This window comes from Pseudorhodoplanes sp. (genome assembly GCF_035565795.1).
GTDB lineage: Bacteria > Pseudomonadota > Alphaproteobacteria > Rhizobiales > Xanthobacteraceae > Pseudorhodoplanes.
On the sequence record NZ_DATMRV010000252.1, the window covers coordinates 59,994 to 85,163 of the forward strand.

The 25,170-nt window shown below is 61.7% G+C and carries 25 protein-coding genes; 11 read left to right on the forward strand and 14 right to left on the reverse strand.

The window, feature by feature from the left end; genetic code table 11:
* The first annotated feature begins 83 nt into the window (after window positions 1-83).
* Together VNZ93_RS22615 and VNZ93_RS22620 are read left to right on the forward strand one after the other, a co-directional pair.
* Entirely contained in the window at window positions 84-950 is an 867-nt protein-coding gene (locus VNZ93_RS22615; RefSeq protein ID WP_325710709.1) for an aspartate dehydrogenase, read from the forward strand.
* A 192-nt stretch (window positions 951-1,142) separates the two neighbouring features.
* The gene (locus VNZ93_RS22620; RefSeq protein WP_325710711.1) at window positions 1,143-1,583 is read left to right on the forward strand and encodes a hypothetical protein; all 441 of its coding nucleotides are present in this window, start codon (window positions 1,143-1,145) and stop codon (window positions 1,581-1,583) included.
* Window positions 1,584-1,610: 27 nt separating this feature from the next.
* Here VNZ93_RS22620 and VNZ93_RS22625 read toward each other — a convergent pair whose 3' ends face one another.
* Together VNZ93_RS22625 and VNZ93_RS22630 are read right to left on the reverse strand one after the other, a co-directional pair.
* Window positions 1,611-3,518 carry a hydantoinase B/oxoprolinase family protein gene (locus tag VNZ93_RS22625; RefSeq protein ID WP_325710714.1) on the reverse strand — a complete coding sequence of 636 codons (1,908 nt, stop codon included), beginning with the start codon at window positions 3,516-3,518 and terminating at the stop codon, window positions 1,611-1,613.
* 3 nt (window positions 3,519-3,521) lie between these two features.
* Window positions 3,522-5,606 (reverse strand): hydantoinase/oxoprolinase family protein, encoded by a 2,085-nt coding sequence (locus VNZ93_RS22630; RefSeq protein ID WP_325710717.1) that lies wholly within the window; start codon window positions 5,604-5,606, stop codon window positions 3,522-3,524.
* A 130-nt stretch (window positions 5,607-5,736) separates the two neighbouring features.
* Between VNZ93_RS22630 and VNZ93_RS22635 the strand changes: the two genes are divergently transcribed.
* The 7 genes from VNZ93_RS22635 to VNZ93_RS22665 all read left to right on the forward strand — a co-directional run bounded on the left by VNZ93_RS22635 (window position 5,737) and on the right by VNZ93_RS22665 (window position 12,402).
* Window positions 5,737-6,549, forward strand: coding sequence for an IclR family transcriptional regulator (locus VNZ93_RS22635; RefSeq protein WP_325710720.1), 813 nt, complete (start codon window positions 5,737-5,739; stop codon window positions 6,547-6,549).
* A gap of 34 nt (window positions 6,550-6,583) precedes the next feature.
* Window positions 6,584-7,417, forward strand: a complete 834-nt coding sequence (locus tag VNZ93_RS22640) for an ABC transporter ATP-binding protein (protein ID WP_325710723.1) — start codon at window positions 6,584-6,586, stop codon at window positions 7,415-7,417.
* A gap of 2 nt (window positions 7,418-7,419) precedes the next feature.
* Complete coding sequence (locus VNZ93_RS22645) at window positions 7,420-8,274, forward strand: ABC transporter permease (RefSeq protein ID WP_325710726.1); 855 nt, start codon at window positions 7,420-7,422, stop codon at window positions 8,272-8,274.
* A gap of 91 nt (window positions 8,275-8,365) precedes the next feature.
* On the forward strand, window positions 8,366-9,454 hold the full coding sequence (locus tag VNZ93_RS22650; protein WP_325710728.1) for an ABC transporter substrate-binding protein: 1,089 nt from the start codon (window positions 8,366-8,368) through the stop codon (window positions 9,452-9,454).
* Window positions 9,455-9,468: 14 nt separating this feature from the next.
* Entirely contained in the window at window positions 9,469-10,557 is a 1,089-nt protein-coding gene (locus tag VNZ93_RS22655; RefSeq protein WP_325710731.1) for an oligogalacturonate lyase family protein, read from the forward strand.
* A complete protein-coding gene (locus tag VNZ93_RS22660) occupies window positions 10,554-11,567 on the forward strand; it encodes an amidohydrolase family protein (protein ID WP_325710734.1) in 1,014 nt (337 codons plus the stop codon). The genes VNZ93_RS22655 and VNZ93_RS22660 overlap by 4 nt, the downstream gene beginning before the upstream one ends.
* 7 nt (window positions 11,568-11,574) lie before the next feature.
* Window positions 11,575-12,402 carry a sugar phosphate isomerase/epimerase family protein gene (locus VNZ93_RS22665; protein ID WP_325710737.1) on the forward strand — a complete coding sequence of 276 codons (828 nt, stop codon included), beginning with the start codon at window positions 11,575-11,577 and terminating at the stop codon, window positions 12,400-12,402.
* A gap of 172 nt (window positions 12,403-12,574) precedes the next feature.
* On the opposite strand, the gene VNZ93_RS22670 is transcribed toward VNZ93_RS22665, so the two are convergent.
* From VNZ93_RS22670 to VNZ93_RS22705, 8 genes are all read right to left on the reverse strand, one after another.
* Window positions 12,575-13,030 (reverse strand): YbhB/YbcL family Raf kinase inhibitor-like protein, encoded by a 456-nt coding sequence (locus VNZ93_RS22670; RefSeq protein ID WP_325710739.1) that lies wholly within the window; start codon window positions 13,028-13,030, stop codon window positions 12,575-12,577.
* Window positions 13,031-13,077: 47 nt separating this feature from the next.
* Entirely contained in the window at window positions 13,078-13,674 is a 597-nt protein-coding gene (locus VNZ93_RS22675; RefSeq protein WP_325710742.1) for an amino acid synthesis family protein, read from the reverse strand.
* A 117-nt stretch (window positions 13,675-13,791) separates the two neighbouring features.
* Window positions 13,792-14,925, reverse strand: coding sequence for an NAD(P)/FAD-dependent oxidoreductase (locus VNZ93_RS22680; RefSeq protein WP_325710744.1), 1,134 nt, complete (start codon window positions 14,923-14,925; stop codon window positions 13,792-13,794).
* Window positions 14,926-14,997: 72 nt separating this feature from the next.
* Window positions 14,998-15,855, reverse strand: a complete 858-nt coding sequence (locus VNZ93_RS22685; RefSeq protein ID WP_325710747.1) for an ABC transporter substrate-binding protein — start codon at window positions 15,853-15,855, stop codon at window positions 14,998-15,000.
* A gap of 123 nt (window positions 15,856-15,978) precedes the next feature.
* A complete protein-coding gene (locus VNZ93_RS22690) occupies window positions 15,979-16,755 on the reverse strand; it encodes an ABC transporter ATP-binding protein (RefSeq protein WP_325710750.1) in 777 nt (258 codons plus the stop codon).
* Window positions 16,756-16,769: 14 nt separating this feature from the next.
* A complete protein-coding gene (locus tag VNZ93_RS22695) occupies window positions 16,770-17,564 on the reverse strand; it encodes an ABC transporter permease (protein WP_325710753.1) in 795 nt (264 codons plus the stop codon).
* Window positions 17,554-18,330 (reverse strand): ABC transporter permease, encoded by a 777-nt coding sequence (locus VNZ93_RS22700; RefSeq protein ID WP_325710757.1) that lies wholly within the window; start codon window positions 18,328-18,330, stop codon window positions 17,554-17,556. The genes VNZ93_RS22695 and VNZ93_RS22700 overlap by 11 nt, the downstream gene beginning before the upstream one ends.
* Before the next feature lie 141 nt (window positions 18,331-18,471).
* Window positions 18,472-19,314: an alpha/beta hydrolase gene (locus tag VNZ93_RS22705; RefSeq protein ID WP_325710760.1), complete on the reverse strand. Its 843-nt coding sequence runs from the start codon at window positions 19,312-19,314 to the stop codon at window positions 18,472-18,474.
* Window positions 19,315-19,682: 368 nt separating this feature from the next.
* Between VNZ93_RS22705 and VNZ93_RS22710 the strand changes: the two genes are divergently transcribed.
* A complete protein-coding gene (locus VNZ93_RS22710; RefSeq protein ID WP_325710763.1) occupies window positions 19,683-20,351 on the forward strand; it encodes a GntR family transcriptional regulator in 669 nt (222 codons plus the stop codon).
* Window positions 20,352-20,501: 150 nt separating this feature from the next.
* On the opposite strand, the gene VNZ93_RS22715 is transcribed toward VNZ93_RS22710, so the two are convergent.
* The 4 genes from VNZ93_RS22715 to VNZ93_RS22730 all read right to left on the reverse strand — a co-directional run bounded on the left by VNZ93_RS22715 (window position 20,502) and on the right by VNZ93_RS22730 (window position 24,233).
* Complete coding sequence (locus VNZ93_RS22715) at window positions 20,502-20,732, reverse strand: hypothetical protein (protein WP_325710765.1); 231 nt, start codon at window positions 20,730-20,732, stop codon at window positions 20,502-20,504.
* 28 nt (window positions 20,733-20,760) lie between these two features.
* Complete coding sequence (locus tag VNZ93_RS22720; protein WP_325710768.1) at window positions 20,761-22,194, reverse strand: FAD-dependent oxidoreductase; 1,434 nt, start codon at window positions 22,192-22,194, stop codon at window positions 20,761-20,763.
* A gap of 132 nt (window positions 22,195-22,326) precedes the next feature.
* The gene (locus VNZ93_RS22725) at window positions 22,327-23,871 is read right to left on the reverse strand and encodes an MmgE/PrpD family protein (protein WP_325710771.1); all 1,545 of its coding nucleotides are present in this window, start codon (window positions 23,869-23,871) and stop codon (window positions 22,327-22,329) included.
* Window positions 23,766-24,233 carry a tripartite tricarboxylate transporter TctB family protein gene (locus VNZ93_RS22730; protein WP_325710774.1) on the reverse strand — a complete coding sequence of 156 codons (468 nt, stop codon included), beginning with the start codon at window positions 24,231-24,233 and terminating at the stop codon, window positions 23,766-23,768. The genes VNZ93_RS22725 and VNZ93_RS22730 overlap by 106 nt, the downstream gene beginning before the upstream one ends.
* Window positions 24,234-24,517: 284 nt before the next feature.
* Here VNZ93_RS22730 and VNZ93_RS22735 point away from each other — a divergent pair, with 284 nt between their 5' ends.
* Window positions 24,518-25,162 (forward strand): hypothetical protein, encoded by a 645-nt coding sequence (locus VNZ93_RS22735; RefSeq protein ID WP_325710777.1) that lies wholly within the window; start codon window positions 24,518-24,520, stop codon window positions 25,160-25,162.
* Window positions 25,163-25,170 lie beyond the last annotated feature (8 nt).

The following is a 25,170-nucleotide window of genomic DNA, read 5'->3' on the forward strand; positions in this document are numbered from 1 at the left end:
GGTTCGGCGGTATATTCTTTTGGCGTCTTGCATATAGCCGCACCCCTCCTATACCGCAGACTATCGGTAAAACGGAGATCGGTATGTCGGGGCAGCCTCATCCGCACGCATCGCCAGCAGGCGACGCCCATCCACTGCGCGGCGAGCCGACCCGGATAGCGGTCGCCGGCATGGGCGCCATCGGAGCCGCGGTCGTCCGGGCCGTTGCCCACGGCGACGTGCCGAACAGCATCATTTCCGCGGTCGCCTCCCGTGACGAGGCAAAATGCCGCCGCATCCTCGACGGTCTAGGCTGCGACGCGATGTTCATGCCGGTCGGCCGTCTGCATGAAGCTGCAGATATCGTCATCGAATGCGCGCCGGCGGCGATCTTCGACAGTATCGTCCGACCGACGGTTTCCGCCGGCAAGCGGGCCATCGTGCTCAGCGTCGGCGCCTTGCTGTCGCATTTCGACCTGGTCGACGTCGCCCGCGCCAGCGGCGGACAGATCATCGTGCCGACAGGCGCGCTGCTCGGCCTCGACGCCGTCGGCGCAGCGGCGCAGGGCACAATCCATTCGGTGACCATGCAGACCCGCAAGCCGATCGCCGGGCTGCTGGGCGCGCCCTACCTCGTCGAGAACAAGATCGAAATCGCCGGGCTGACAGAGGCGAAGCGCGTCTTCGTCGGCAGCGCGCGCGAAGCAGCGATCGGTTTCCCGGCCAATCTGAACGTCGCCGTGGCGCTATCGCTGGCCGGCGTCGGACCGGACCTAACGACGCTGGAAATCTGGGCCGACCCAGGTGTTACCCGCAACACGCACCGGATCGTCGTCGATGCCGATTCCGCCAGGCTCGATATGACCATCGAGAATATCCCGAGCGAGAACCCGAAAACCGGCCGGATCACGGCGCTCAGCGTCATCTCGACCCTGAAGAAACTGCATGCGCCGCTACGCGTCGGCTCCTGACGTCGATCACGGCAAGAACCGCATGCCAGCTAACTCGGGACGAAGGACGGATTGCCCTGCCCAGCGGCCGGCGCTAGAGCGGATTCGTTCTGATCCACATCAGAACCCGAACTGCTCTTGTCCAGGCACGTTTCCCGTGCGAGACGGTCAACGCTCGTACCGGGCACATCGCCGATACGCAGGGTCATGTCCATGGATCATTTCGCTCTGGTCACGCTGCATCTGTTCGCAGCGATCATGTTCGTCGGTACCGTGTTCTTCGAAGTCCTGATCCTCGAAGGCATTCGCAAACCGGTCGGTCGCGAAACCATGCGAACGGTCGAGCTGGCCATCGCCCGGCGCGCCCGGCGACTGATGCCATTCGTCATTCTGGTGCTTTATCTCGCCGGCATCAGCATGGCCTGGCAATATCGCGAAACGCTGGCGCATCCTTTCGCCAGCAGCTTCGCTACCCTGCTGTGGATCAAGATCGTCCTGGCACTCAGCGTCCTGGCTCACTTTATTACTGCGATGACGCTCAGCGGTACCGGCAAGCTGAAATCACGCCATTTCAAGATCATCCATCTCAGCGTGTTCTGCCACGTCGTGCTGATCGTCTTCCTGGCCAAGGGGATGTTCTACATCACCTGGTAAAGCATCTGCCTCGGCAGCCCCACCGCCTCACGAGCAGCAGCGGTGCGACATGGCGAGAACCGCGCGCTCCTCCGGCGTCAGGTGCTGGTGCTCATGCCGATGATCATGATCATGGGCATGCCCTGGAGGCGGCGCGATGGTCTGCGCGATCGGCTCATCCACGGGTAGCCCCTGCGCTGTCATTTCTGCCCGGCGCATGCCGGTTGCAGCCCGATCGATGACCAGCGAATCCGGCTCGAATGCTGCGCCGTAATATTTCTCGGCAGCCTCTTTCGAGACATAGCCACCGTTGACGTCGCGCTGCAGCGCATCGAGATCGCGCTCCAGCGGCGAGCCGAAACCGCCGCCGCCACCCGAGCGCAGGATATAGGCGTCCCCCGGCTTGATGACCTGATTGAAGGCCTTGCCGTTCGGAAAGTGCTGTTCCTCAGGCTGGTTGAATCGATGCACAGCAACCGAGTTTCCAAAACCGGACAAGCCGCCCTGCAATCCCCACGGTTTGCACTTGACCCGATCCATCTGCGAGGAAAACCGGATGTCGTGACGCGCCTGGATCACCTGCTCAACGCCGAGACCGCCGCGATATTTTCCCGCCCCGCCGGAATCCGGACGCAGCGCATAGCGCTCGACGATCAACGGGAACTTCGCCTCCACCTGTTCGGAGGGCCCGTTGTGCGTGTCGCCATCATTGATGGCGATGACGCCGCTATTGCCATCGCTGTTGTGCTTGGCGCCCCAGCCGCCGCCGATCAGGCCGCCGCTGTAGATATAGAAGGAATTATCCCGCGGCCTGCGGCCGTTGACACGCGCCACCACCAGATCGGCATGATGGCCCGCCGCCACTTTCTCCGGAATGGCCGGCTCGAGCGCCTTGAAGATCGTATCGATGATGGTCATCGGATAGGTCATCCACATCCGCATCGCGGCGGGCTTCTGGGCGCTGACGACGCGGCCCGGCGGCAGCACGATATTCAGCGCCCGAAACTGCCCATCGTTGATCGGCAGATCGAGCGCCGAGGTCAGGCACTTGAACGCCACCTGGCAGCATGATTGCCCCGCCGTGATCCCCGAATTGTAGAATCCGCCGACCTGCTTCGAGACCTCCGTCAGGTCGATCGTCATCTGGTCGCCCCTGACGACGACCCGCACATTGATCGGCACATGCTTGCCGACGCTGATGCCGTCATCGTCCATGAACGACTGCGCGACATATTCGCCGTCGGGGATCTCGCGAACCCGCGCGCGCGTCACCGCCTCGCTCTGATCCATGATCGCCTCGATGCCGCCGATGACCGCGTCGTGCCCGTATTTGCGGATCAGTTCGAGGAACCGCTTTTCGCCCGTCTTGACCGCCGCAATCTGGGCGCGGAAATCGCCCATCGCACGATCCGGCAGGCGCACATTGGAGCGGATGATCGAAATCAGTTCCTCGTTCGGAACGCCCTGCCGATAGATCTTCACGATCGGCATCTGCAGGCCTTCCGAATAGATATCGGTGGTCGAACCATCGAGCGTACCGCCGATATCCGGCCAGTGCGCCATGCAGCACGAGTAGCCGACGACCTTGCCGTTATCGAATACCGGCACCGTGAAGGTCATGTGATTGAGATGGCTGCCGGTGATATAGGCATCGTTGGTGAGCAGGATATCGCCCGGTTGCAGATCGCCGTCGAAATGATCGATCTTGGCCTTGACTGTCTCGCTCATGCCGCGGATGAACATCGGCAGGCCGAGGCCGATCGACACCGTATTACCCTGTGCATCGAACAGACCGACGGTGAAATCCAGCGCCTCGTAGATGATCATGTTGTAGGCGGTACGCATCAGATTGGTCTTCATCTCCTCCGTCGCGGCGATGAGACCATTGCGGATGATTTCGGTGATGACCGGATCGACCTTGCCGAGAACCGCCGGCTGCTTGGCTGCGATATCCATCGCTCAGCTCCTGAAAATTTCGATCACGAGATTGCCGGACGGGTCCACGGTGACGACATCACCGGGAAGGACGACGGTCGTCGACGCATGTTCCTCGATTAGCGCGGGACCTTCGATCCGGTTGCCAGCCTTCAGCCCGGCGCGATCGTAAGTCGGCGTCTGTACATATCCGGCTGCGGCGTCAAAGCAGGCGGGACGGTCGCCACGATAGGCGGCGGCGTCGGGCTGCGGCCCGCCGGCGGCAATATGATCGAGCGAGGGCTTGCGCATCAGCCCGATCACCGCGCAGCGCAGGCTGACGATCTCCGCCTTCTCCGTCGCCGAGGAAAAACCATAGCGAACCTGATGGACGGCATCGAAACGCTGCTTGATGCCGTCGCGATCCTGGCCGGCAAACAGTTCGGCCGGCAGTTCGACAGTCACCGCGTGTTCCTGGCCGACATAGCGCATGTCGGCGGCACGCTCGACCACGATGCCTTCGAGACGGGCATGGCCGCGCGAGATCGTCTCGCGGCCCCGCTCCTCCATGTCGGCATAGAATTCTTCCATCCGCTCGAACGGCGCATCGTCGAGCGGCGTGAACCAGGTGTTGACGAAATCGCGCCGCAGATCGGCGACCAGCATGCCGTAGGCGGAGAAATGCCCCGGCGCCCGCGGAATGATGACGGTGCGGCTGCGCAATTCGCGCGCCACCATGGTCGCATGCAGCGGCCCGGCACCGCCATAGGCAACGAGCGCGAATTCGCCAGCGTCGAGCCCGCGTTCCGTCGTCACCCAGCGCACCACATGCGCCATCTTGGTCGCGGCGATACGCAGGATGCCATCTGCCGCGGCGGCCGGATCGATGCCGAGCGGCGTCGCAATGCGCGTCGCAATCGCCTGTTGCGCCTCGTCGAGATCGAGCGGCATCTCGCCGCCGAGAAAGCGGTCGGCGCCAAGGCGTCCCAGCACCAGATTGGCGTCGGTGATCGTGGGTTCCTGTCCGCCGAGCCCGTAGCAGACCGGCCCCGGCGAGGACCCCGCACTCTCCGGCCCGACGCGCAGCGCCCCTTCCTCGACGCGCGCGATACTGCCGCCACCGGTGCCGACCTCCTGAATGTCGATCATCGGGATCTGCACCGGCAGCCCGGTCGCATAGCCGCCGACCAGCGCACCGCCGGTCATCAGCACCTGCCCCTCGTGGATGACGCCGGCCTTGGCGGTGGTGCCGCCCATGTCGAAGGCGATGGCATTCGACAGACCCAGGCTTTCGCACAAGGCACGCGTACCAATCACGCCGGCGGCCGGCCCCGATTCCAGCATCCGGATGCAGGACGAGCGGGCATCATCGAGATCGAAAAGGCCGCCGCTCGATTGCACCACCAGAAACGTGCCGTCGAAGCCCTCATCGGCGATATGCGCATCCATCTCGCCGAGATAGTGCCGCACGCGCGGGCCGACATAGGCGTTGGCCGCCGCAGTCGAGGTGCGCTCGTACTCGCGATATTCCTGCGACAGTTCGTGCGACGCGGTAACGAAGAGCTGCGGATAGGCCTCCTCGATAATCGCCTTGGCGCGCTGCTCGTGCGACGGATTGGCATAGGAGTGCAGGAACAGGATCGCAATCGCTTGCACGCCCGCAGCGACGGCGTTCGCCGCCATCGCGCGAACTTCGTCATCATCGAGCGGGATCAGCACCGTTCCCTGCGCATCCATGCGCTGGCGAATCTCGTAGCGATGCTCGCGGCGGATCAGCGGCTCGTGCTTGTTGAAGAACAGATTGTACGATTCCGGCCGGTTGACGCGACCGATCTCGTAGATGTCGCGAAACCCCTGCGTCGTCAGCAGCGCGCACGGCGCGCCGGTGCGTTCCAGTATCGTATTGATCGCGACCGTCGTACCATGAAGAAACAGCCGTGCATCGCGGAATGACGAGGCGGCTTTGATCACGCCATTTTCTATTCCCTCAACCAGCCGCTTGTGGGTCGTCAGGGTTTTCCCGAGCCGGAGTTCTCCGGTCTTCTCGTTGAATGCTGCAACATCGGTAAACGTCCCACCGACATCCGCAGACAGCCGGATCTGGTGAGTATCGAACTGTGAGCCTTCCACGCGCGCCTCTGCATGTCTGAAGTGAATGCGCCGATGCGGCGCAGCGTTGACTCTGGCTCACTGTCTCCCTAACGTCAATTACACGAATTTTAGTTCGTTATCCGAACTAAACGAACGTGCCCGAGATCCGATGTCCGACGAACCGAATGCCAAGAACCTGGTGCAGTCGCTTGCCAAGGGCTTGCGTGTTCTGTCGGCATTTACGGCCGAACAGCCCGAACTGCTGCTGAGTGAAGTGGCGCGCCGCGCCGGCGTCGACAACGCCACGGCATTCCGCTTTCTCAATACGCTGGTGATGCTCGGCTATGTCGCCAAGATCCCCGACACGCGCAAATTCCGGCTGACGCTGAAGCCGCTCGAGCTTGGCTTCAATGCCATCGCACGCATGGACCTGCGCGATATCGTGCGTCCGCTGCTGCGCTCGCTGGTCGGCGCAGTGAACGAAGCGGCCAGTTTCGGCATCCTGGAAAACACGGAAGTCGTCTATATCGAGCGGGTGCAGGCTGGCCTCATCCGGCTTGGCGTCAATGTCCGCGTGGGCACGCGCATACCCGCCTACTATTCGGCGATCGGCCATGCCATCATGGCGCATATGCCGCGCGACCAGGTTCGCGCCCTGCTGCAAGCAAGCAACCGCGTGAAGCTTACGCCCGAGATGCAGGTTTCCATCGCCCAGATCGAACGCAAGATCGAACAGGTCCGCAAGCGCGGCTACGCTGTCTCCGACGGCGACATCGCCAAGGGGCTGCGCATCCTTGCCGTCCCCGCACTCGACAGCAGCGGTTCCGCGCTTGGCTCGCTCAGCGTCGCGGCGCCGAGCATGCGGATGCCGCTCGATCAGTTTGTCGACGGAGCGCTGGCGCCGCTCCAGCAGGTCGCCCGGGATTTCAGCCGCGCGCTGAGTGCCGCCGGCCAGACGCTGCAACAATCGAATGCCAGATAAACCGGCACATCGTGAGGAAACACAGGGAGAGGCAATGAGTCTGTCGGCCACTATCGATCTCGCGTCGCCCGCGGTGCAAGCGGGGCGCGCAGCGCCGACGCCGTCCGACGCTCCGCTCATTCGCGCGCGCGGGCTGGTGAAAGTCTATTCGACGATATCCGGTGACCCGGTCGTCGCGCTGGATGGCATGGACCTGTCGATGGCGGATGGCGAATTCGTCTCGATCGTCGGCCCTTCTGGCTGTGGCAAGAGCACGATGCTCCGGCTGATCGCGGGCCTCGACAAGGCGGATGCCGGCGAGATGACGCTCGGGAGTCAACCGATCACCGGCCCGTCCAACGCCGTCGGCGTCGTTTTCCAGAACGCCACGCTGCTGCCGTGGATGACGGTCTGGCAGAACGTCGTTCTGCCGCTGCAGGTTGGCAGCGGCTATGACAAGAGCCGCAGAGACGCCGTGCAGGTCCTTCTGGAGGTCGCCGGCCTCAAGGGCTTCGAGAACAAGTATCCCTACGAACTCTCCGGCGGCATGCAGCAGCGCGCGGCTATCGTCCGCGGCCTGGCGCGCGATCCGAAGGTTCTGCTGATGGACGAGCCGTTCGGCGCGCTCGATGCACTCACCCGCGAGCGGATGAATGTCGAGCTACAGCGGATCTGGCTTGCCAGCAAGAAGACAGTCCTGCTGATCACCCACAGCATCGGCGAGGCGATCTTCCTCGGCGATCGCGTCATCGTCATGTCAGGGCGGCCAGGCCGGGTGCTGGAAAATCTGCGGATCAACCTGCCACGACCGCGCAACCACGCCGAGACCATCGCCGATCCGGAATATATCCGACTGGCGCGCGAAATCCGCCGCATGCTGGATGCCTGACCATGAGCAGCACCGTCAACGTCTCCGCTCCCCATTCGTTTGCCGAACAGACCACGAAGCGCCTTGCGGAAAAGCGCCGGCGAGATCGTATCAACAATATCGCGCTGACCATCGCCGGCGTGATCGGCCTGCTGCTCATCTGGAAAGCCGCGGTCGAAATCCTGCAGGTCCCGCCGTACATCCTCCCCTCGCCGGAGAATGTCTTCAATGCGCTGTGGTCGGGGCTCGCAGTGCCGATCGACAGCCGCGTCGGCTTCTATCTCCCGTTGTGGAATACGCTCAGCCATGCGGCGATCGGCTTCCTCATCGGCGCATCGCTCGGCTTGCTGCTCGGCTCCTTCATGGCGGAATTCCGGCCGGTCGAGATCGTGCTGATGCCCTACGCCTTTGCGCTGCAAAGCCTGCCGAAGATCGCCATCGCACCGCTGATCATCGTCTGGTGCGGCTTCGGCAACGGCTCCAAAGTGGTGATGGCGGCGCTGCTGACCTTCTTCCCGATGCTGGTCAACAGCTTTGCCGGTATCCGCTCGACCGAACCGGAGCGCCTCGACCTGATGAAGGCGCTATCGGCATCGCGCCTGCAAACCTATCTGCGAGTGAAGCTGCCGACGGCAGCGCCCTATATTTTTGCCGGCCTCGACATGGGTGTCGTCTACGCATTGCTCGGCACTATCGTCGCGGAATTTCTCGGCGCCCAAGAAGGCATCGGTGTGGTCATCACCCAGGCGCAGGCGGTGACCGATATTGCCGGGGTCTTCGCATCGCTGGTGATCCTCGGGGTAGTCGGCATCGCGCTGCATCTGCTGATCCGTTTCACCGAACACCGCGTGGTTCACTGGTCCGACCGTCACAAGTGAGGCGGCGCGGATCATACGGAGCGCATGCAGATCAACGATAAGAACAAACGGCAGGAATTTTGTCGCAAGCCATTCAACAGGGAGGTTTCACATGAAGGACATTTCGAGATTGAGCCGTCGCCAGGTCATGGCCACGCTCGGCGCCGTTGCCGCCACGATTGCCACGACCCGGCCGCGCTTCGCGCACGCGCAAACCGGCGAGAAGCTGCGCTTCGGCATGGGCACAAAGTCGATGAATGCGACCACTATCAACATGGTGATCGGCGAAGCGCTCGGCTACAATAAGCAGGAAGGCTTCAGCATCGAGCCAATACCGACCGGCGCGATCGCCAATGTACAGGCCGGCCTCGACAAGGGCGATTTCCAGTTCGGCGTCGGCGCCTACAGCTTCGCGCTGCCGCTTTACGCCAAGAAGCAACTGCCACCGATCGTCAGCTTCTACGAATACACCTATCCCTATAAGTGGGATATCGCCGTTCTGCCGGACTCGCCGATCAAGTCGTATGGCGACTTGCGCGGCAAGAAAATCGGCGTGTCGGGACTTGGCACGACCGATTATCCGGTTTCTCGCGCCGCGGTCGCGACACTCGGCATCGATCCCGACAAGGATGTGCAGTGGCTGGCGGTCGGCGAAGGCGTGACCGCCGGTGTCGCCCTGCAACGCGGCGCTATCGACGCGCTCGCCTATTTCGACACCGGTTTCGGGCAAATCGAATCCGCCGGCATCAAGACCCGGATGCTGCCACGCCCCGAGAAAATCCCGATGATCGGCGGCTTCTTCGTCAATGCCCGTCGCGATTATCTGGAAAAGAACCGCAAGATCGCCGTCGGCTTCGGGCGCTCCGGCGCCAAAGCGTCCGAATTCATCCTCGCCAATCCGCAGGCCGGAGCCAAGGTCTTGCTCGAAGCCTATCCGGAACTGGCGCCACGCGGCGCCTCGCAAGCCGATGCGATCAAGGCGGTGCTGACACCAGTGCTGCGCCGCATGCAGTTGTTCCGCCCGCCCTATCCGAACATGAAGCTCGGCCAAATCAGCGAGGACGAGTTGCACCGCGAGGCTGAATTCCTGCGGCTCGACATCAAGGACTTCAAGCCGCTCTATACCAACGAACTGATCGACGAGATCAACAATTTCGACAGGAAGGCTGTCATCGACGCAGCCAAGGCCTACAAGATCTAACGGATACATCGTCGATGAGCATCGGACAGCGACTCCCGGCGGAAAGCCGGGAGTTTCGTGACGAGCGGACCGGGCGGCGAGTGCGGCAGGTCACGTCGCACCCGTCGATCCACCATCATCCGTTCTTCTTTGTCGCCGCCTACGACACGGCGATGCGGCGGCTGCTGTTCGTGTCCTTCCGGACCGGCAAGCCGCAGATCTATTTCGAGGATCGCGCCGACGGCTCGCTCGTGCAGGTGACCGATCGTCCAGATCTTGCCGACTGGTCGATCATTCCGTCACTCGAGGGGCACTATATCTATTACACCGCTGGAACCGGCGCCTGGCGCACCGATCTCGATACCCTGCAGGAAGAACAGCTCGCAGAGTTCGGCGATGTCGAGATGCGCGAGAAGGGTATGGTCGGCGCGGCAATGGGCACCACAGCACTATCCGCCAACGGACGCTGGTGGGCAGTGCCGGTCAAGGTCGGCGCAGTCTCCCGCTTTGTCCTGATCGATACGCAGAACGCCAAGTCGCGCATCTTTCTGGAGCGCGATACCATCGGCCATCCGCAATTCTGCCCCGACGATGACGACATCATTCTCTATGCCGGCCCGCTGACCGACCGCGTCTGGATCACGAACCGCGCCGGGGTGACGCGCCGCATCTACGAACGCAAGGACAGGATGCAGTGGGTGACGCATGAAAGCTTCATCCCCGGCCGCCGCGAAGTGGCCTTCGTCGACTGGCCGCACGGCATGAGTGCGATCTCGCTCGACACCGGGGCGGTGCGCCGCATCACGGATTTTCCGGCGTGGCACGCGGCCTGCGACCCGGCCGGCACGTCCTTCATCTGCGACACGAATTTCCCCGACCGGGGCCTGCATCGCTTCAGCGTGACAGGCGATGCCCCCGCCGAGCTGATTTGCCTGTCGCAGGCCAGTTCGCAAGGCGCGCACTGGGCACATCCGTTCCCCTACAACGACGGCCCGGTGACGGTCGACGCCGCGCAGCATACCCACCCTCATCCGCGCTTTGCGCCAGACAATTCGCGGATCGTCTTCACCTCCGATCGGACCGGCCACGCGCAGGTCTACGAAGTCATGCTGGACGCTTCATGACCGAATATATCGATGCCTGGACGCACATCCTGCCCCGGCGCTATTTCGCCAGGCTCGAAACGCTTGGCTCCGCTTCCGGCCGGCTGAAGCGCTGGCTGACGCTGCGCAGCCTGTTCGATCTCGATGAGCGGTTCCGGATAATGGATCAATTCTCCGGCTACCGACAGTTTCTCACGCCGTCACTGCCGCCGATCGAGGACCTTGCAGACGGCGACGCCGCGACCGATCTCGCCCGGCTGATGAACGACGAACTCGTCGAGCTCGTTGCCGCGCATCCGGATCGCTTCGCCGGCTGGTGCGGGGCGCTGTCGCTGCTCGACCCCGATGCCGCGGTCAAGGAAATTCACCGGCTCGCCGAGATGGGCAGCGCCGGCGTGCAGATCATCACCAGCGTGCGTGGCACACCGCTCGATGAGCCGCGCTTTGCCCCGATCTTCGATACCGTCGCGGAATACGGCATGTCGATCTGGCTCCACCCGGCGAGGGCACCGACCGTTCCGGATTACCCGACAGAGACGCTGTCGAAGTTCGAGATCTGGTGGGCTTTCGGATGGCCCTATGAGAGCAGCGCAGCGATGGCGCGGCTGGTGTTCTCCGGCCTGTTCGACCGCCACCCGCGGCTGCGGATCGTCACCCATCATCTCGGCGCGATGATCCCCTTCTTCGCCGGCCGGATCGCGCAGGGCTGGGGCAAGCAGATGGGCACCCGGACCCCCGACAGCGACGCGCATCTGCTGCCACCACCGCTCAAGCGGGCGCCCTCCGACTACTTCAAGCTGTTCTATGGCGACACCGCGCTGTCAGGCAGCGCCGCGGCAACCCGCTGCGGCCTCGACTTCTTCGGCAACGACCAGGTGATGTTCGGCACCGACTTTCCCTACGATGCAGAGGGCGGCGCCATTCTCGTCCGCGAGACGCTGCGCGCGCTCGACGAACTGGCGCTGCCAGCCACCGTCCGCACAAAGATCGACCGCGACAATCTTCTGGCCTTCGCGGCGCGCGCACCATGACCCCGCCATGAGCATGCGTATCGCGCTGTGTAACGAGGTCCTGCGTCACCTGCCGTTCGAGGAGCAGTGCGCAGTCGCGGCGACAATAGGCTATGACGCGCTTGAGCTTGCACCGTTCACGCTTGGCGCATCACCACACCGGTTGAGTGCCAGCGACACATCAAATATCAGACGCGCACTCAACGACGCCGGCCTGGGGATGAGCGGGCTGCATATGCTGCTGCAGGCGCCCTCCGGCCTCTCGATCACATCGGAAGCCCCTGAGGTGATCGAGCGGACGATGGAGGTCGGCAAACGCCTGGTTGCGCTCTGTGCGGAGCTCGGCGGCCGCTACCTCGTACATGGCTCCGGGCAACAGCGCCGGCTGCGCGACGGCTCCGAAAAGGAGGATCGCACGCGGGCTCTCGCCTATTTCGAAGCCATGGCCGTCGCAGCGGCGGACGCCGGCGTGATCTACTGCATCGAGGCGCTGGCACCGGATCGAACCAATTTCATTACCTCGATCGCGGACGCCGCCACAATCGTCGACGCCATCGGGGCTCCTTCGCTTCGTACGATGCTGGACTGTTCGCACGCGGCGGGAAGCGAGCAGGACAGTATCCCGATACTGCTGGAGCGTTATCTGCCGACAGGGCATGTGGTCCACATGCACGCCAACGAGGTGGATGGCGGCGGCCCCGGCAGCGGCGCGATCGACTTCGCAGCGATCCTCAAAACGCTTGCATCGCTGGGCTATGACGCGACCATCGGTGTCGAGCCGTTTGTTTACGATCCGGATCCGATCACCTGTGCACAGCAATCGATCCGGCATCTCCGCAGCTGCATGACACCATAGGTGCGTCATCGATCTGCCTGCCTTCGACAGCCGCATTTTGCGCCATTCATCCCCAAGTCAGATCGGAGCCTGACTCCCCCCTTTTACGAGGGCCTGCAGCACCCATGACCGGCACGTTTCCGACCATGGGCGGATCAACAGCAACTCGCGATATCCCGGATCATCGCCACCGCTAGTTCTGATAGAGACCGACGACGCGGTTCTGCTCGATGATGTTATCCTTGTACCGCTCGAGGAATTGCTCGCGCGTCGGCGTGCCCTCCACGCGGGTGTTGAGCGCATAAACCCAGAAATAATAATGGTGCAGACCGTGGCCGGCAGGCGGCTGCGGACCGTAATAGCCTGGCTGTCCCGCACCGTTCGGTCCTACGCGGAACTTGCTTTGCGCATCCGTCAGATCGGTTGCAGTCGGCGGAACGGCATAGAGCGTCCAATGGGTAAAGCCGCGCGGCAGCGGCGCGTCAGGATCATGACAGATCACCGCAAGCTCGACGGCTTCTTTCGGTACGCCGCTGACCCTCAGACGGGGAATGACATTCCCCTTGTCGCCGGCATGCTGGTCCTTCATCCGGCCGAGCGGATCGAAATCGAGGCTCTCGATCTTGAGATCTTTGATATTCAGCGGCATTCGAGGTCTCCGATTGAAAGTCGAGGAACGAAAGATCGCGGGGAGCGTCAGGCGCGCGTTTCAGCCAAGAACTCTTCGAGGGTCTTGCCGCCGACGCGCGCGTGGACGCGACCACCGGAAGCTACAGCAACGCAGATCAGCAACTCGTCGGGGCGCGGGGCATCCGGCACCGCGATCGAAATCGCGTCATAGTGCGAGCGGATGTAGAGCTCGTCCTTGTGCGCCAACGGAATATCGAGAGTCGATCCTGCCGACGCTGTCTTGGTGGCCGACGAAATCCAAGCTTCCCCGCCGCCAACCGCCTCGCGCAACGCGTCGCCGAAGACCGTCGTGACGCACGCCACCACATGTTCCTGCTCGCCGTTGACGCCGGCAATTCCACCCTTGCCGTAGCTCTGGACGTCGCGCCCTCCAAGCAACGCCCGGGCGCGACGGCCCATCGCGGCGCCGAGCGCAGCGCTCGGCTTGGTCAGAGGAGACAGATCGGCGACGTGCCGTCCGGAAAACGGGTTACGGATAACGACTGCAACCGCCGCTTTGATCAGCGCCGGCCCATGCGCACCGCCCTCATGAGCGATTTCCTGAATGACGCTGTGCCAGCTCCGCACATCGTAGGCTTTCGACAAGTCTGCTTCGTCACTCATGCGTCTCTCCAAAACAAGGTCGTCATTTCCAGCGATGACCCGACAGGCAGAATCCGTCGTCGGTTCGAAACAAGTCGGATTGTCGTGTCGTTCGGATCTCGCAGGCGCGGTTCCCTCTCACCAGGAAAACACGCGCCTGGTGGGGTCGTAGCGCGCTGTTTCCAGGGCGCGCGCGGTGAACTGATTGCCGAGCGATAGCGAGCGATTGGCCGCGTATTCGCCGGTAATTTCCTGACAGCGGTCGGTCAACGGCCGCATCCGTTTTTCCCATGCCCGAATGCCGTCCTCGACATCCGGAATCTCCTCAAGCTCCCGCGCGAGGCTATAAGCGTTGACCATGGCGCACCCCGCGCCCTGCGCGATCGCCGGGCACATCGCATGTGCCGCGTCACCGATGATAGCGACTCTGCCGCGCGTCCACGTGTCGAGCTTGGTCGTTTCATAACGGTCGTAGCGCGCAGTCTGATGTTTCGCGGCTTCGACCAGAACTGGCTCCAGAAAGGGAAACATGTCGACCCAGGATTCGAGCTTGAGCGGCACCCGAGATCCGTTTGGATCGTCCGCCGGCGCCATGAAGCCAAGGTAAAGCTCATCGTCATTGCACGGCGAATAGAGAATCCGCTGTACGCGCGGCCAGAAATTCCACATGTCGATGGTGTTGTCCCACTCGCCGTGGCCGAGCTCCTTTTTCTTGCGCGGCACCAGCAGGCGAATCAATCCGTCCTTGGAGATCCAGCGGTCTTGCGCGAAGCCGATCGAATCGCGAACCTTGGAGCCGACACCATCGGCACCGATCACCAGATCGGCCTCGCGAACCTCGCCCGACGCAAGCGTGATCCTGCCCGACGGATCTGCGGCCACCACTTCCGAATTGACGACAATCTCCACGCCTTCAGCCAACGCCTTGTTGGCGATGGCATTGTGCAAGTGCTGGCGTGTCATGATACGCCATGGCAGACCGTTAAAAGTCTCTCTCGATACGCTTTTGTTATGCATCCAGGTCTCGTAGACCGGCGGGGTATGCGAACCGTTCAGCACGTCCTCGAGCGCTCCGATGCCTTCGAGGACCCGCAGGCCGTTGTGCCAGAGATAGATCCCGGCGCCGAACGCCCGTAATTCCGGTCCCTTCTCGTGCAAACGCACACTCCAGCCGCGCTGCCGGAGCGCGACCGCCGCGGTCAGTCCAGCAAAGCCGGCACCCGCGATTTCAGCATGCTGCGTCTTGCCGTTGTGCTTATTGATGTTAGCCATACCAGTCACCATGCATAATGTATCGGGGAGAAGCCGGGGCCTGCGCCGGCAGCGCAGACCCCGCGCTTCAATTTACTTATCCTGCCAAACAAGAGACTTGAGGTCGGCCGTCGAACTGACGATGCCTTCCTTCTTGGCCGCATCGACCCAGAACTGGATCTGCTCCGGCGGCACGTTCGCCTGCCATTTACCCAATCCCATTTTCTCGACGACAGCCGGCGGGATCTTGGTGTTCGCAGCGATGGTCTTGCGAACGATCGCAGGATCAGAGTAGTCGTCGAGGGCACGATTGATGGCGCGGACGAACCGCCTTACGACATCCTTGTTGCTCTCGACATAAGGCAGCAGTCCGACAATACCCGACAACACTACGGGCGATTGGACATCGGTGAAATAATAGCCCAGCACGCGTGCGCCCTGCTCCTTGCCCAGCGTGATGAACGGCTCGGTCGCACCGACTGCCGCCACCGTGTTGTTACGCAGAGCAGGCAGCATGTCCGGAAACGGGATTTCACGGAACGTGATCGATTTCAGATCGACATTCTGTTTGCGAAGCCACGCCCGCATCATGGTCCAGTCGGTATTATAGCTGAGATTGGTCGCGACCGATTTACCCTTGAGATCGGCAGCAGTCTTGATCGCGGGATCCACCGTCAGCACAGCGTGGACCGGATCGCTCGAGGCCTGCGAGAAATTGAACGACACATAAGTCGCCGGGATCCCGCCGTTGCGCGCATTCAGAACGCCAAGCGCATCGGAGATGCCGAACTGAAGCGCGCCCGACTGAAGCGCGGGAATGATTTGCCCACCGCCAGCCATCGGCACCAGTTCCACATCCAGTTTCTCGTCCTTGAAATACCCGGCGTCGCGTGCACGCCAGAAGTACGAGTAAATTCCGATCGGAATGTATCCGACACGAATCTTGGTCACTCCGGCATCTTGGGCATGCGCCGCACCGGCGGGAGCCAGGGCCACAGCTCCCGCGGCCGCCAATACGGCAATCGCCGCCATCAAGGTTCTGGATATCATCCTATCGTTCTCCCTGTACTGTTGTTATGATGCGTTCTTCTGTGCCTGTCGTCGCACCGACGTGAAAACGTGATGGCGCAGCCGCAAAAACTCCGGCGATTCCTTGGTGGTCAACTGATCGCGCGGATGTGGCAGATCGATCGTGATCTCTTCCACCACGCGGGCCGGCCGTGTCGAAAGAACGACAACCTTATCCGCCATAAAGACGGCTTCATCGATGTCGTGCGTAACAAGCAACGTCGACAGCGACATCTTCCTGCAGATGTCCATCACCATGTCCTGCAGATCGATCCTGGTTTGGGCATCGACCGATGCAAACGGCTCGTCGAGCATCAGCAGCTTCGGCTCGACAACGATCGAGCGCGCGAGAGCGCAGCGCTGCTGCATGCCTCCCGACAATTGCCAGGGATAGAGATCGGCGGCATGTTCGAGATTGACCGCGCGCAACGCTTCACCAACGCGGCGTTCACGCTCGCTGGCGACCATATCGCGAAGGCCGAACGCGACGTTGCGGCGAACGGAAAGCCAGGGGAACAAGCTGCGATTGTAGTCCTGGAATACGATCGACAGCCACGACGGCGGATCGCGAAACGTTTCACCCTGATGAAAGACCGAACCGCTATCGGGCTGCATCAGCGAAGCGCAACAGCGCAGCATCGTCGTCTTACCGCAACCCGACGGGCCGACGATGGCCAGAAACTCCCCCGGCTTCTGCTTGAACGAGACGCCCTCCAGCACCGGTAGAGCGCCCCCCGCATAACGCTTGCTGATATCGTCGACGAACAGGACGGGTTCACTCACTGCGGCCTCCATCCTCATGCGTTCCCGCTTGCGACTGTCAGCCCGCGCCAGCCGCGATGCCACGCCAGAACGCGCTTCTCGAACGCCAGCAGCCCGGCAGTGAGCGCCCAGCCAATGGTGCCGATGACGAGAACGCCCGCGTACACGCCGGCGGTCTGGAAAAGCCGCTGGCTGCGCAGGATATAGAATCCGATGCCATCATCGGCGGCAATCAGCTCCGAGATCACCATCATGATCAGTGCGAGACCGAGTGCGATGCGAATGCCCGCGAATATCGATGGTAATGCCGCCGGCATAACGACGCGCACGATCTGCTGCACAGTTGACAGGCCGTTGACACGGGCAACATCAAGCAGCGTGGGATCGACACGACGCGCACCGTCGATTGCAGCCAGCAGAACAGGGAAGATCGATCCAAAGGCGATGACAAAGATGCGCATCGCATCGGTCGGCCCGAGCAACAGCAAAGCCGCCGGCAGGATCGCTACCGCCGGAATGAACCGCAGATATTCCAAAATCGGGCGGACCCACGGATCGAGCGCACGCAGATAGCCGATGGCAAGGCCGGCAATCACCCCGAGCACGACGGCGGCAAGAAATCCGACCAGTAGCCGGTACAGGCTTGGCAGCACGGCAACGAACAACAGGTCGCCCTGCACCAGGCGCCAGTACCCCCTAGCAATGGCTTCCAGCGGCGGGAGATACGGCGCCGGATGGCTCAGCGCGGCCCACTGCCAGACAAGCACCAGGCTCGCGATGGTCGCGATCTGCAGTACGAGGGAAACGATGCGCGCGGAGCTAGTGACCACGATTTTCCGGGCTCCAGGGCAGCGTGAGGCGCTCAAGCGTCATGAAGGCGGCATTGACGAGATAACCGAGGACGCCGGTGACGAGGATCGCCGCCCACATCTCGGTCACCAGCCCGTTGAGACGGACATTCTGAAGATAGAATCCGATACCTGGTCTGCCGGTGAGCATTTCCACCGTGATCGCCAGCACCAGAGCAATTGCCGAGGCGGTGCGCGTTCCGGTTGCGACTGATGGCAGCGCATTGGGCAATACGATACGGACAATCTGGGAAGCCGTCCCCAAACCGAAAACCCGGCCGGTCTCCCGATAGCGCGGGTCAACACTTTCGACGCCTGCCTTGGTGCTGAACAGGATCGGCCACACACTGGCGAACGCGATCATCACCAGTTGCATTTCCATGCCGACGCCGAGCGTCAGCAGCGCCACAGGGATCAATGCCACCGACGGAATTGGCCGAAGGAATTCGAGCAACGGCCGCGTAGCGCTTTCGAGACGCGGCAGCAGCGCCAGCGCAACGCCGGCCGCAATGCCGATCACGACGGCAAGCAGGAGCCCGGGCGCCCACGACAGGATGGTTGCCAGCACGGCCCACGACAGATCGCCGCCTGAGAGGCCGTCCACAGCGGATCGGACGATAGCGAAGAACGAGGGAAGATCTCGGGGATCAACCCACCCCGACATCCGGACCGCTTCCCACAGCAGGATGGCGACAACGACGCCACCGATATTCTTCACAATCGTGGGAATTTCGGCCAGCACAGCCATGTCAGGCGGAACCCCCGCGAACCGACGACAAGCCCGGCCACGATCGGCGCCTGATCGCCTCACAGCAAAAGCCGCGACAGGCAGGCATGCGACCTCCTCTTTCACCGGGTTTGACCAGGGCATGGGCGCATCACGGCGCGTTCAATGTTTGCGGGCGAAGTCCAGGATGGCATTTGCGATGACATCCGGCGCTTCTTCTGGGACGTAATGATCCGCATCCTCGACGACCAGCGTCGGCATATCCGGCCGCAATTGCTGCGTTTTCGCAAAAGCCTCGGCGGACAAGAGCTTGCTTTGCGCCCCGCGCACCAGCAGGACGGGACGAGTTACCGCCCTGAAGGCCGGCTCGAGATCGTCACGCAGACCGTCTGCGGTCTGCGACATGGCACCCGGATCGGCAAGCGGCCGGATGTGGCCTCCCACCGCGTGATAGCCGTGCTCGGCGCGACGCCGCACAGCGTCCGGCGGCAACTTCAGATATCTGTTCTGAAGATAGTCTTCGACCTCCTGCTGCGAAGCGAATGCGCGATCACCGCCGTTCACACGCACCGCCAGCGTATCGAGCACCTCAGTTTCGATGTAAGGCGCGAAATCGATGGCAATCACACACCTGACAAGATCGGGTCGCAGAGTCGCGGCAACGACGCCGTTGCGCGCGCCAAGCGAGTGCCCAACGAGGATGGCCGGGCCGCCGCCGAGCATCTCGATCAACGCGAGGACATCCTCGCTAAAATCCTTCGCCGCATAGCCCGACGCTGGCTTTTCACTGAGGCCGTGACCGCGCTGATCGATCGCCACAGCGCGCAACGCCCCCTTGACCTTGTCGAGAACCGGGTCCCACACGGCGCCAACAGCCGTGATCCCGTGCATGAAAATCGCCACCGGCCCTTGTCCGACTTCCCGCGCATTGAGCGCGATGCGACTGGTCCGGATTCGATGCTCGCGGATCGAATCCTGCGAGCGCGATGAAACATCCGACAGCATTGATCCTGCACTCCGCTACGCAGACAGGCACTCCCCCAGCCAAAGATCGGCTGGCCATCGCGCAAAATACGCAAAATACCGAGATCGCACGGGCTCCCCCGCATCGCCTGCCCTTCGCTCTCAAGCGAAACACAGCCACAAATGTCAGTCAAGCAAATTGCCTGACAATCTGTCAAAAATAAAATATACCCAGACGGTGCCACGTTCGGCATAAGCCGAACATAAACACCAGGGGGGTCCGCCTGATGGCAATGGTTTCACGCCGGAGACTGTGCGATTGAACCAACGCAAATCTGCGTCGTCACAATCCTGCTGCGCAATTACGTCCGCATAATTCCTCTCTCTCATTCATGAGTCCGGATCAGATCATGCCGCCCAAACTGGACCTGCGCGTCAACACCAAGACCGTGCAGCAAGGAACGGTTGAAAAGCTCAAGGATGCGATTCTGTCTGGCATGTTTCAGCCTGGCGATCGCTTGGTCGAAGCAAACCTGTGCGCCTCTTTAGGCGTTAGCCGCCCCTCGTTGCGTGAAGCGCTGCGCAGCCTGCAGGCCGAGCGACTGATCGAAATCGTCCCCAATCGCGGCCCGCAAATTCCGGTGCTGTCGTGGAAATCCGCAGAGGAAATCTACGACGTCCGGGCTCTCCTGGAGGGCGAGGCGGCGGCACGCTGTGCGGTATCCATCGACGCACCCGATGTGGCGGCGCTGTCGGCCGCACTGGCAGCCTTCCGGAAGGCAACCAGGATGGACGACCCGGGGGAAAGAATTCGAACGACCGCCGAATTTTACGCCATCATCTTGCGCAACTGCGGCAATCAGATCATCGAGCAGTTACTGGAGAGTTTGCTGGCGCGGATTAACTTTCTGCGTGCCAAATCGATGTCACTGACCGGGCGTTCGAGAAAAAGCTATGAGGAAATGAACGCGATTTTCACCGCCATCAAGAAGAAAGATCCCGAGAAGGCGAGAGAGGCAGCAAGGCTCCACGTCGCGAATGCGCGGGATGCCGCAAAGAAATCATTCCAGGAAATGTAATCGCGCCCGGCTATCAATCTTCGCCCCATAAAATTGGTGGCGTCAAAGATAAGTTCTTCGAGCAGAGAAAGGCTTCATGACGAAGCCGGGAATCGTTCCCCTGGACGAACATGATCGTCCAAAGAAAAACACGCCCTTCCGGCAGACGGCCTATTGTGGCAGCAGCATTTCGGTGATCAGTCGCACGATCTCGACATAACTCATGGCTAGGATGCCGCCGGCAAATACAACCAGCGCGGAAATGACCACGGCAGGAAAAACTCCCAGCGGCAATGTAACCCACAGCGTGACGGCCGCGGCCACAAGTACAAACGTCGACGCACCAAGCCTCCCATACCGCACGATCAGAGCCAGCGTCGGATAGTCCTTCATCGCATCCATATTTCTCTCCAAACCGGATTGCGCTCTCTCACGCGTTCGCCTGTTCGGCAATTCGTTCAGCGGCGCGCAGACCGAATACCCCGGCTTTGATCAGCCCGCCGACATAAGCAAAATTGCCGCCCTCGAGTCCTCCGGTGACGGCACCGGCCGCAAACAAACCGGGAATAGGCGCGCGATCGGAACAGAGTACCGCGCCGTGGCCATCGATCGACAGGCCCCCCATCGTATAGGTGATGCCGGGAAGCAGCGGAAAGGCGACATAGGGTGGCGTGTCGAGAGGCTTCGGTGCGATGCCCCGCACCCGCGGCGGGTGCAATGTGCCGGCGCGGCCGTCGACCAGCGCGGCGTTATAGTCGACCACCGTTTCTACAAGTCTGTCGGCGTCGATGCCGGCTTTCTCGGCCACGGCACGAATGGTACCCGCGCGGTGCAGCGTCGCTCCTGCATTGGCCATCAATGGATTAGCCGGAATGCGCGCGGTACGGCCCGGACCGTCCCACGCCTTGGCATCGAACACGGTGAAGACCGGCGAGACATCCGCACGCGAGGCCAGCATGTTTGCAAGGCCGATGCCGCCGATGCCCTCGTCGTACAGACGGCGCCCCTGATTGTCGACGACGATGCCGGCGACCGCGAGTTCATCCGCCTGCGGATAGGGCCACAATTTCGGGTTGGAAAGGGCATCCCGATGCAACAGATGACCATAAAAACGGTCGCAGCGTGTCAGCGCCGCACCGGCCTGCTGCGCCATGCGGATGCCGTCACCACGCGCATTCGCCGCACCGCGCTGAAACACGGCCTCAAAGTGAGGGCCGATATTGGCGCGGAACAACTCGGGGCTGGATTGGAAACCACCATCGGCGATGATGACAAAATCGCTGCGAAAGACCCTCTCCTGTCCACCGCACTCGGCCCGGACACCGACGCAGCGCCCTTCCTCCATCACCAATGCGTATGCTCTGGTGCGCAGTGAAAGACTACCACCACTGCCGACAAAGGTCGCAGCCAATCGCCGCAAGGTCACGTCAGGCCCTCGGCCCTGCCAGTCAGTGCCAGGAATGCGGCGACGCGGCGGAGCCATGCTCCACTTGTAGCCTTCCTTGAAGTTGAAACGCATGAAGCGTGTCCCATGCCCTTGGAGCCACCGCAGGAGACGCCGACCATCGCAGGCGATCGCATCGGCAATATCCGGATCAACATCGCCGCCTGTGAGACGATGGATAACGTCCATCAGTTGCTCACTGGGACGGTGAGGATCATGAAAGCCGATATGGACGATCCCCCCGGAATAACGGGAATTACACGGATAGCTCTCGCCATCCCCCTGTTCGAGCAGGAGGACGTTCAAGCCGAGTTCCTGCGCCCGTACACCGGCACACAGGCCAGCCAGCCCGCCGCCGACAACCACAACGGTACGCGATGTGGCTGTTCGAGATGCAACAGATTGAGGTGCTAACGTCATGGCCCGCCTACAGCTCACAAGTGCCGAATACCTCGGGGGCGGGTCATCTCAGGAAAACTTTGCAGGAAGCGAACAGGCGTTGGATAAGGTGACGACATGTCATATGTGCGCCTTGCCGACCTGAATCGGTTATCAGGGGAATGCAGCGACAATTTCAGCCACATCCTTCTGCTCCTCAAGGGTCATCACCAATGTCGCCAGCCGGTCAGCAACCGCATCGTCGGCGCCGGCGCCGATTGCAAGACAGGAGCGGAACTTCTCGATCAGCGCACTGTCCGGCAGCGGTGCGTCCGGGCCACCGAGAAGCACCGAATCCTCCCTCACCACGTTTCGGCCATCGCGCAATCGCAGCGTGATACGTACCGGCCCCATGGCGATCGGATCCATTGCCGGATCCATCACCACCGTAATGCGTCTGGTTAGCGCCGCGATGGATGCATCGGTTATCTGGGGCCGCTGGAAGGTATGCAGATCGACCCTGCCATCCTGCAGCGCACGGGCAAAACAATAGGCCGCATTGAACTGCGCATGGACGACCGAATCGCGGCTCGCATCATATGGCAGGCCAACCGTGCGAAAATTCACAGATGGTTGCGCAATCTCTACGCTCTCCACCTGCTCGGGACGGATACCATCCTGATGGAGCCTGAGACCAACATCGATGGTACTGTGGCAGCAGCGACAGCAGGGAAACGCCTTGAAGCCGTAGCGCATGGTTTCCCAGTGTCGACCAAAGTCCTGCAGCAGCCGGTCGGGAAGCACTTCGCCGCGCTCCTGCAAAAGGAACAGGCCGGCTTTCCCTTCCAAGGGGCGACTCGGGCCACTCAACCCGTCAGAGGCCAGGAAAGCCGCCATCACCGCGGCATGCGCGGCGAAGCCCGGTCCTATGCGCTTGGTCAGCGCGCCATCAAGGATACTCTGCGCAGAACCGGATGCCAGATGATGCGCAAAACCGAGCGCACCGAGCATCCTGTCCACGTCCAATGACAGAAGCCGCGCCACCGCGACCGCGGCTGCCATGACACCCATCACCATGGTGGGGTGCCAGCCATGACCGAGACAGTTAAAGCAAGCTAGACCGAGCCGCGCATTCACCTCGATGCCGACCGCCATCGCAACGATAAAGTCACGGCCGGCGACGCCGCCAAGATCTTCCGCACTAGCAAGCAGCGCCGGCACAAGGACGCATGAGGTGTGAACGCGAGCCTCATCATGGATATCGTCGAAATCGAGAGCGTGAGCGGCCGCGCCATTGGCAAGTGCGGCATTGGGCGGCGAAAGGCGCAGCTTGTCCTTCAGCGCGGTGGCAGTGCCGGTCTTTTCCCACCGCTGCAGACGCGCGTGAAGGATATCGATACCGGGAGCGGTTCGGCCGGCAGCGATGATGCCGAGCGTATCGAGCAGGAGCAATTTGACATTGTGGACGACATCAACCGGCAGGTCTTCATACCGCAACATCGCAACATGTTCGCACAGACTGCGGCTCAGTCCCTCGATCTGCGTCTCCCGCAGGTCGATCTTGTTCGTGTCCATGACATTCATCGAGCGGAACATCCCATACGAACAAACGATCAGAAGCCAAGCGGCGATTTCGGCAACGACATGTCGGAGAAATAGATGAAGATGACATAGATGAAAGCCGTTGTGAGCACCGCGTGGACGACGATGCGCGGCCACGAAGCCTCGCCGAGCAGCCTATAGACCGTGAGGAAAAACAGCAGGCACGAAAAGGTGAAACCGATATATGGCATCAACCAAACGAACGCAGTAACGATCACCAGAACCGAGACGAAATGAGGTGGAGGCCAACGAAACAGTTCGGCAACGCTGACGCTGCCACCCTGGGCGGACGAACGCGCAGCCAGAAGCGCACCAACCACGATCATGATGACGCTGAGACCGAGAAGATAACGGTCAGGCCCGACCGCATCGAAATTGCCCGTCGGGCGCACATTCGAGACGATACGCCAGCTGTCGTAGGACGACACGACACCCAACAGGATGAAGAGCAGGCCCTGGATACGCGTAAGCGTCATCATACACCCTCTGGCTTCGCGACGACCTTACCGTGCGCCGCAGCAACATCGTCTACGATGCTGCGATGCACATAAATCGTCCCTCCAATCACGCAATCGAACACATCGCAAGCGCCGTGCCAACGCGATAAGCGTGCTCGATCAGGTGAGAATACCCAATGTTTTTTTGCACGACACGACGACCTGTCTCCGTTACGAACAGGACCCCGGAACGGGATGTCGTCACCATGCACAGTTGACGGTCGCACCCCGTCGGAAGTCACCGGATTTTCCCCGTGGCATAGGACTTGCCACGACAAGTTCAAAAAGCGCTGCCTCGAACAATCCACTCAGTGACGGAAATCCCAACGATGTTCGCTTATATTGTGCGCTGCAACTTCTCAGAACCCGCCAAGGAGCAATTCTGGAACGACTGGTACAGCGGCCCAAAGATCGGTCAGATGCTGTCCAAGCCGTATTTTCGCTCCACCCAGCGCTTCCGACGCTCTGACGGCACCGGCCGCAATTATCTTGCGCTTTGGATCATCGAGTCGCCCGAGGCATTCACGACAAAAGAATACACGTCCGATTGGGGCTTCTTCGAATGGAAACCCTACATCGTCGACTGGAGTCGCGACCTGTTCGACGGAGCAAAAATTGTCGAAGACAGCTTCTCCGTTTCTCCACAAGGCGCGCTGCACGTCGTCTCCTTCGACGGAATGGGTAAAGAAGAGACCGCGGCGGCGCAAAAAGCATTTGCCTTCATCCATCCGAACATGGCGTGGCTCGCCATCACCGGCCTGGACAAACATACCGAGATGATCGGCCTGCTGCCGGTGAGCGAACTGCCGCAATCGTGGCGCCCAAGCAACGCCGCCACGGGCGCGCAGGAAGCACTCTATCTGCCGATCTCGGACTTCCATCGCGCATCCGACTTCCACAAGGCGCTCTAAGGACCTGT